Annotated in this window: 6 protein-coding genes; 1 reads left to right on the forward strand and 5 read right to left on the reverse strand. The window is 67.0% G+C overall.

Annotated features, from left to right (window positions below; genetic code table 11):
• Nucleotide 1 precedes the first annotated feature (1 nt).
• Nucleotides 2-769 carry a cobalt-precorrin-6A reductase gene (locus tag CKW40_RS23795; protein ID WP_095202308.1) on the forward strand — a complete coding sequence of 256 codons (768 nt, stop codon included), beginning with the start codon at nucleotides 2-4 and terminating at the stop codon, nucleotides 767-769.
• On the opposite strand, the gene CKW40_RS23800 is transcribed toward CKW40_RS23795, so the two are convergent.
• The 5 genes from CKW40_RS23800 to CKW40_RS44665 all read right to left on the reverse strand — a co-directional run.
• Nucleotides 733-1,497 carry a precorrin-3B C(17)-methyltransferase gene (locus tag CKW40_RS23800; RefSeq protein ID WP_095202278.1) on the reverse strand — a complete coding sequence of 255 codons (765 nt, stop codon included), beginning with the start codon at nucleotides 1,495-1,497 and terminating at the stop codon, nucleotides 733-735. The genes CKW40_RS23795 and CKW40_RS23800 overlap by 37 nt on opposite strands.
• Nucleotides 1,494-2,252 (reverse strand): precorrin-2 C(20)-methyltransferase, encoded by a 759-nt coding sequence (locus CKW40_RS23805; RefSeq protein ID WP_095202279.1) that lies wholly within the window; start codon nucleotides 2,250-2,252, stop codon nucleotides 1,494-1,496. The genes CKW40_RS23800 and CKW40_RS23805 overlap by 4 nt, the downstream gene beginning before the upstream one ends.
• Nucleotides 2,249-2,881 (reverse strand): precorrin-8X methylmutase, encoded by a 633-nt coding sequence (locus CKW40_RS23810; RefSeq protein WP_095202280.1) that lies wholly within the window; start codon nucleotides 2,879-2,881, stop codon nucleotides 2,249-2,251. Before CKW40_RS23810 ends, CKW40_RS23805 begins: the two co-directional genes overlap by 4 nt.
• A gap of 2 nt (nucleotides 2,882-2,883) precedes the next feature.
• Nucleotides 2,884-4,470, reverse strand: coding sequence for a precorrin-3B synthase (gene cobG, locus CKW40_RS23815; protein ID WP_095202281.1), 1,587 nt, complete (start codon nucleotides 4,468-4,470; stop codon nucleotides 2,884-2,886).
• On the reverse strand, nucleotides 4,467-7,646 hold a 3,180-nt coding region (locus CKW40_RS44665; RefSeq protein ID WP_244571261.1), incomplete at its 5' end, for a cobaltochelatase subunit CobN. The genes cobG and CKW40_RS44665, both read right to left, overlap by 4 nt.

Here is a 7,646-nt window from a genome sequence, read left to right on the forward strand (position 1 = left end):
GATGACCCACCGCATTCTGATCCTTGGCGGCACCACGGAAGCCCGGCAACTGGCCGGGAAACTGGCCGCGCGCGCCGATTGCTCGGTTACGCTGTCGCTGGCCGGTCGCACCGAAAACCCGATCGCCCAGAACGTGCCGACAAGGGTCGGCGGCTTTGGTGGTGCTGGCGGGCTGGCGGCCTATCTCAATGACATGCGGATCGACCTGCTGGTCGACGCCACGCATCCCTATGCGGCGCGGATCTCGGCCAATGCCGCGCAAGCGGCACGCATGGCCGGCGCGCCGATTGTCGCCCTGCGCCGCCCGGGCTGGGAGCCTGTCGAAGGCGACCGCTGGACTGAAGCCGACACTGTCGGCGAGGCCGTGCAAGCGCTTGGAGCGGTGCCGCGCCGCGTCTTCCTGGCGCTGGGACGGCAAGAGGTCGCTGCGTTCGAGGCGGCGCCCCAACACCACTATCTCATCCGCAGCGTCGATCCGGTCGAGCCGAAGCTGGCCGTGCCCGATGCTGACTATCTGCTGTCGCGCGGCCCGTTTCGGCAGGACGACGAACGCATGCTGCTGGAAAACCATCGCATCGATGTCGTCGTGTCCAAGAACAGTGGCGGCGCCGCGACCTACGGCAAGATCGCCGCGGCACGAGCGCTTGGCATCGAGGTGGTCATGGTCCGCAGGCCTGATCTGCCGGACGTGCCTTCGGCTGAAACCGTTGATGAGCTGGCCGCAATGGTCGATCATTTTGTCGAACCCGCTGCCGAGCGCGGCGTGTAGACCAGCGCCGGTCTGTCGCCACGCTTGATGATGCGGGTTTCCGGCGAGCCGATGATGATGCAGGTCGCCATGTCGGCCTTCTGCGCGTCGACATCGGCCAGCAGATAGACCTCGATGCGTTCGTCGGGACGGCCGGCGGCGCGGCCGAAGATGACCGGCGTGGTGCCGGGCAGGATCGCGGTAAGGCACTCGAAGGCGCGGCCCAACTGCCAGGGGCGGGCCTTGCTGATTGGGTTGTAGAGCGCGATGACGAAGCCGGCGCCGGCTGCCGCGAGGAGGCGCAGTTCGATCAGATCCCACGGCTTCAGATTGTCGGACAGCGAAATGGCGCAGAAATCATGGCCGAGCGGGGCGCCGATACGGGCGGCAACGGCGAGCATTGCGGTGATGCCAGGCACGACGGCGACATCGACCGTGCGCCACTCGGCCGGGCCGGCCTCGATCGCCTCGCAGACGGCGGCCGCCATGGCGAAGACGCCGGGATCGCCACCGGAAACCACGGCGACGTCATAGCCCTCGGCGGCCTTGGTCAAGGCATCCTTGGAGCGGGCGAGCTCCTCGCGATTGTCGGAGGCGACACGGGTCTGGTCCGTGCGCAGCTCCAGCCGGTCGAGATAGGGCTTGTAGCCATAGAAGAATTTTGCCTCGGCAACGGCGCGGCTGGCTTCAGGCGTGACCTGATCGGCATTGCCGGGCCCGAGGCCGATGACGGTGAGACGGCCGCTCATGCCTGTGCTCCCAGTGCGCCGGGCCGGCCGGACCAGCCGGCGACCAATATGATGGCGAAATAGGGCGCCTTGTCGTCCTGTTTGTCGGCAAGCTTCATCGAGACGCTGCCGGCCATGGTGCCACGCTCGACATAGACGGCGCGCGTCAGCTTGCCGGTGGCTTCCAGCGCGCGCCGGATCTTGGGCAGGTTGCGGCCGACCTTCATGATGACGGCGGCGTCGGTGTCAGCGAGGCGACGCGTCAGCTCGAACTCGCTCATCGTGCCGGGCAGCACCGTCAGCACGTCATCGCCCTGGACGATCGGCACACCGGTCTGCGACCAGCAGCCGGACATGGCGGTGACGCCGGGAATGACTTCCGTGGGGAAGCGATGGGCAAGGCGCACATGCAGATGCATGTAGGATCCGTAGAACAGCGGGTCGCCTTCGGACAACACGGCAACCACCCTGCCGGCTTCGAGGTGTTCGGCGACCTTTTCGGCCGACTCCTCGTAGAAACCGGTGATCTGCGAGCGGTAATCGTCGTGTTCCTTGTCGATCTCGGTGGTGACGGGATAGAGCAACGGCAGCTCCAGCATGTCCGGCCGGAAGCGCGCCTCGACGATGGCACGCGCATTGCTGTTGTTGCCGCGCTTGGCGAAATAGGCGACGACATCGGCCTCGGCCAAGGCGCGCGCAGCCTTCAGCGTCAACAATTCGGGGTCGCCGGGACCGGTGCCGACGCCGACGAGACGGCCTTTTGGAAGCGCGTTCACAGGCCGGGCCTCGCCAGCGAATTGAGCGCGGCGGCGGTCATGGCGCTGCCGCCAAGCCGGCCGCGGACAATGGCATAGGGCACGCCATAGGAATTCTCGGCCAGCGCATCCTTGGATTCGGCGGCGCCGACGAAGCCGACCGGCATGCCGATAATGGCCGCCGGCTTCGGCGCGCCGTCACGCAGCTTCTCCAGGAGATAGAACAGCGCGGTCGGCGCATTGCCTATAGCGACGACCGAACCGGCCATGCGCTCGCCCCACAGGTCGATCGCGGCGGCCGAGCGGGTGTTGCCGATCGCCTTGGCGATGTCATGCGTGCGCGGGTCGCGCAGCGTGCAGATCACCTCGTTGCCGGCCGGCAGGCGGGCGCGGGTGACGCCATGCGAGACCATTTCCGCGTCACAGAAGATCGGCGCGCCGGCGGCAAGGGCCTTGCGCGCGGCGGTGACGAAATCAGGCGAGAAAACGAAATGGCTTGATGCTTCGACCTGGCCGCAGGCATGGATCATGCGGATGGCCACATCGGCCTCGGCTTCCGAAAAGCGCGAGAGGTCGGCCTCGGCGCGGATGATGGCGAAGGAGCGCTCGTAGATCGCCGTGCCGTCGTGGATGTAGTCGTAGGCGGCCATGCTTATTCCTGTTGGTAGGTCTCGGCGATTGCTGCCGGCCCGAGCCTTGTCAGGCAAGCGGCGGCGGTCTCGCCCTGAAATCGTGCGCTGCGGATCACTGCGGCGACGCGACTGAAGCCGCGCGCGGCGTCATAGCCCGGCCTGTAGCCCGCAGGAAGGGCCTTTGCCGTCGCGTTCACGACAAGTCCGGCTCCATTTTCGCCGCCGACGATTGTGAGAGCCGCCGGACCGGGATGCGCGCAGCCCTTGGCGCAGCCGGAAATGTGCAGGGTGAAGTCGAGGATGTCGGCGTTTTCGGCGATCGTCTCTGCGATGTCGCGGGTGGCGATGTGTCCGGACGCGCAGGCTGGCGTGCCGGGGCAAGCGGCGATGCGCGTGCGTGGGTCGGTGGGGGAGGTGACGAAGCCGAGAGTGGCGGCGGTGGCTTGGAGGAGTTCGTTAGCGGTTGCCGGTTGACCGAGGAAGAGCAAGACACGGCCCGGGGCGAGACGGATTTCGGTGGTTCCGAGGGTGAGGGCGCTTTTTGCGAGGCTGATGATTTTGTCCGCCGGCATGCTGCCGTAGGGGAGACCGATGCCGAGGGCGATACCGCGGCTTACGGTGAAGAAGCCAATTGGCCGGCGAGGGTGCCCTACGGCGCCCCCCTCTGTCCTGCCGGACCCGGCCCTTCGCTGCCGCTCCGGGCGTTCGTCGCTCGGAAAGCCAAGCAATTGGCTTTCCGTCCGCTGCGCGGACCACTCCTCACCCCCCACTAGGGGGGAGATTGGCAGCTTCGACGCCGGCGCTGTTCTTGCCAAGGCGGAGGTGTGCTCAGCCGTTTCGGCGTTGGAAATTGGCGAAGGCGAGCGTGAATGAGCAATCTCCCCCCTTGTGGGGGAGATGTCCGGCAGGACAGAGGGGGGCGCCTCGCGCGAACCTGTCAAACATAGCCAACCGGCGAGAGACGCCAGTTGCCTCTCGGACAAATCACGCGCATGGGCGTCGCGGCCCTTCTCGGCAACCATTCGGAGAGCAGCGACAGCGATATCGCGCGCTGCATCGTCCTCAACCGTCGCAAGCAGTTTCGGGCTTTGGCCGTCAACAGCGATAGATACAGTCCACAGAACGCCTTCGTCGCTCTGCACCGCCTTCAGCCGCACATCGGCCGTCACCGCATCCATTGTCAGCTGCCCACTGCCGTCGACAACCACCGAAACCTTCGGCCCAAGCCGCTGCGTCAGCCCAGCGTCCTCGACCGCCACCCTGATCCGCTCAGCCAGCGGCCGGGGATCGCTAATCTCCTGCGGGTCGATGCCGGCCAACGGCCCTGTCTCGACCGGCACCCCAGTCCGCACCGCAATGCCCAACGCATCGACCTCGGCTGCAAGTAGCGCAGCACTTTCGGCCGTCAGCCCACGTATCTGCAAGCTTCCACGCGCCGTCACTTCCATGATGCCGTTGCCATGCCGCAGAGCGGATTCGGCCAACCCGATCAACAGCTTCGGCGACAATCCTCCGGCAACCGGGTTAAGCCGCACCAGCAGCCCATCACCCGTCAGCATCGGCGCCGACAAAGCCGGGCAGGCGCCGCGACGTGTGAAGGCGTTCATGCCGCCACTCCCAGCGCCTCGGCCTCGGCAATCAGCGCGGCGAGATCGTCATCGATGGAATTGCGCAAGGGATGCCAGAGGCCGCGCCGGCGCGCTGACAGGAAGCGTTCGGCGATGACTTTCGCCGCAGCCGGGTTTTCGCGCAGGATGAAGGCGCGGACCTCGGGATCGCCGACATAGGCGTCGTGCACGGCCTCGATCAGCGTGCCTGAAATGGCGTGGGTGGTTTCGGCGAAACCGACCAGCCGGTCGACCGTCTCGGCGAATTCGGAGGCGCCGCGCGGGCCGTGCCGCATCTGGCCTGATATGAAGCGGGGATTGACGGCGCGGGCGCGCACCACCCGCGACACGGCCTCGCTGACCGAGCGCGGCTTCGGTTTTTGCGGGTCTGTCGTGTCCAGCACGATGACGTCGGCGTTCCGGCCCAGCGCCGCAAGTGCTGCCGAAAAGCCGCCGATAAAAGCAACGTCGGCGGAGCCTTCAAGAATATCGCGGCCGGGGTCGTCGCCGGTGTGGACCAGAAGATCGGCCTCGGCGATGCGGGTTTCGAACGCGCCGGGCGCGGAGATGCCTTCGCCGCCGGAGCCGCCATAAGCGTGCGAGGTGGCGTCGAGATAGGCGCGGCCGATTTCTTCGCGCGCGCCCCAGTCGCCACTGGACAACAAATCCTCGACGCCGGCGCCGTAAGTGCCAGGCGAGGTGCCGAAAATGCGTGGGGTGATCTTGCCGTCGGCGCGGGTCCTGGCCGCGAGCGGGTTTTCCGAATCTTCTTCATCACGCGCGGCAACGGCATTGGCGGCGGCGTCGATCAGCGCGATCTGGGTTGGGAACATGTCACGGAACAGGCCCGATATGCGCCAGGTGACGTCGACGCGTGGCCTCCCGAGTGCCGCAGGCGGCAACACCTCGATGCCGGTGATGCGGCCGGTGGCAGTGTCCCATTGCGGCCGGCAGCCCATCAGCGCCAGGCCTTGCGCGATCTCTTCGCCGCCGGTGCGCAGTGAGGCCGAGCCCCAAAGGTCGATGACCAGCGAGCGCGGCCAGTCGCCATGCGACTGCATGTAGCCGCGCACGACTTCTTCCGCCGCCGCTTTGCCCAGATCATAGGCGGTCGGTGTCGGCATGGTACGCGGGTCTGATGTGAACAAATTGCGGCCGGTGGGCAGTACGTCGGAACGGCCACGCGCCGGTGCGCCGGCCGGACCGGCCTTGACGTGGCGGCCGTCGAGCGCGGCGAGCAGCGCCGCCTTCTCGGCCTCCGCACTTTGGCGGCGCATGGCGTCGGGTTCGTCTTCAGCCGCACGGCCATAGATGTGCAGGCCATCCTTGATGGCGAAATCCTTGAGGTCGCAAAGCCAGGCGTCGATACGGCGCAGCGCCTCGTCGGGCGCGTCGGTCCTGGCGACACCGGCTTCGGCGGCGAGGCCGGTCTTTTGCGCCGTATCGACGATCAGCTTGGCCAGGCGGTCGCGGCGGCGGCGGTCGAGGCCGTCGGCCTGGGCGTATTCGTCGACCAGGCGCTCGAGCTTGTGCTGGTCTTCGTCCAGTCCGGCGCCGGTCAGCGGCGGCGGCAAGTGGCCGAGGGTGACGGCGGCGATGCGCCGCTTGGCCTGCGCGGCCTCGCCGGGATTGGAGACGATGAAGGGATAGATGACGGGTAGGGGACCGGTAACGATCTCGGGGAAGCAGTTTTGCGACAGGGCAACGGTCTTGCCCGGCAGCCATTCCAGCGTGCCGTGGGCGCCGACATGGATCAGGGCGTGGATGCCGAGCGATTTGCGCAGCCAGAGACCGAAGGCGAGCAGGGCATGGTGCGGCGGCAATGTCGGATCGTGGTAGTCGGCGCGGCGATCGGCCGAGCGGCCGCGATCGGGGGCCAGCGCCACGGTGATGTTGCCGAAGGTGGTGGCGCGGAAGGGGAAGCACTTTTTGCTTGATAGCGAAGGTTTGCGCGAGGCGCCCCCCTCTGTCCTGCCGGACCCGGCCCTTCGCTGTCGCTCCGGGCGTTCGTCGCTCGGAAAGCCAAGCAATTGGCTTTCCGTCCGCTGCGCGGACCACTCCTCACCCCCCACAAGGGGGGAGATTGGCAGTTTCGTCGCCGGCACCCTTCCTGCAACGTTTGAGATTGGCGAAAGCGCAGATGACAGCTCAATCTCCCCCCTTGTGGGGGAGATGTCCGGCAGGACAGAGGGGGGCGCCTCGCACAACCCTGTCTCGTCTTCTGCCTTGCCCCAAGCGCCTTCGACCGCAGCGACTGCCGCAGTCGGCAACTCTGTCGAGAGGGCAATATAGTTGTCCAAGGTCAATCCAGTATCGCTGGCTTCCAGCAAACCCAGCAGCGCACGCGGCGATTGCGGAATCCCCTCAACCACATAACCCTGTTCGCTGAGGTCATGTAGCATGGCGAGCACACTCGACGGGACATCAAGGCCGACCGCATAGCCAGTCCTGCCAGGCGCACTTGGGTAATCCGGGATCAGAATAGCCAGCTTGCGCTCGGCGCGCGGAGTCTCCTGCAACTTGATGAAGGCGGCCACACGGTCGGCCACCTGCGCCACGCGATCCGGCTCCGGCCGGTTGGCGAAGGCGCGGTGGCCAAGTGCGGGATCGACATCGCTTTCACCCTTGAAGGAGATGGCGCCGGCGAGGATGCGGCCGTCCAGTTCTGGCAGCACGACATGCATGGCGAGGTCGGCCGGCGCCAGGCCGCGCTGGTTGTTTTCCCAGACGTCGCGACGGGTGGTGGCGACGATGACCTGGAAGACGGGCACGCCGGCGCGGTCGAACAGGGTTTCTACGCCCGGTTCCGCGCCGGAGGCGAATGCGGTCGCGGCGATGATGGCGGCGGGTTTCAGGAAGGCCAGCGCGGTTTCGACGAAGGCCAGGGATGCCGGGTCTTTCAGGCTGGAGACGAAGATGGGGACCGGCGTCACGCCGCGCTGCTCCAGCGCTTCAAAAAGGGTGTCGATGGGCGCGACATCTGCGGCGAGCAGCAGCGAGCGGTAGAAGAGGATCGGCACGACCTTTCCCTCCCCCTCGAGGGGAGGGTGGCCCGCAGGGCCGGGTGGGGTCGGTGCGACCGGGCGCGACGTTTCTTTGAGTCGGCGCGTTTCGGAGAGGACCCCACCCCCGGCCTGCGGCCGGACCCTCCCCTCGAGGGGGAGGGGAACGCCGCC

This window comes from Mesorhizobium carmichaelinearum, assembly GCF_900199455.1.
Classification (GTDB): Bacteria; Pseudomonadota; Alphaproteobacteria; order Rhizobiales; family Rhizobiaceae; genus Mesorhizobium; species Mesorhizobium carmichaelinearum.

Coding starts and splice junctions, on each gene's coding strand:
- cobG (WP_095202281.1), bottom strand. CDS start 4,470: ATGAACGCCTTCACACGTCGCGGCGCCTGCCCGGCTTTGTCGGCGCCG.
- CKW40_RS23800 (WP_095202278.1), bottom strand. CDS start 1,497: ATGAGCGGCCGTCTCACCGTCATCGGCCTCGGGCCCGGCAATGCCGAT.
- CKW40_RS23795 (WP_095202308.1), top strand. CDS start 2: ATGACCCACCGCATTCTGATCCTTGGCGGCACCACGGAAGCCCGGCAA.
- CKW40_RS23810 (WP_095202280.1), bottom strand. CDS start 2,881: ATGGCCGCCTACGACTACATCCACGACGGCACGGCGATCTACGAGCGC.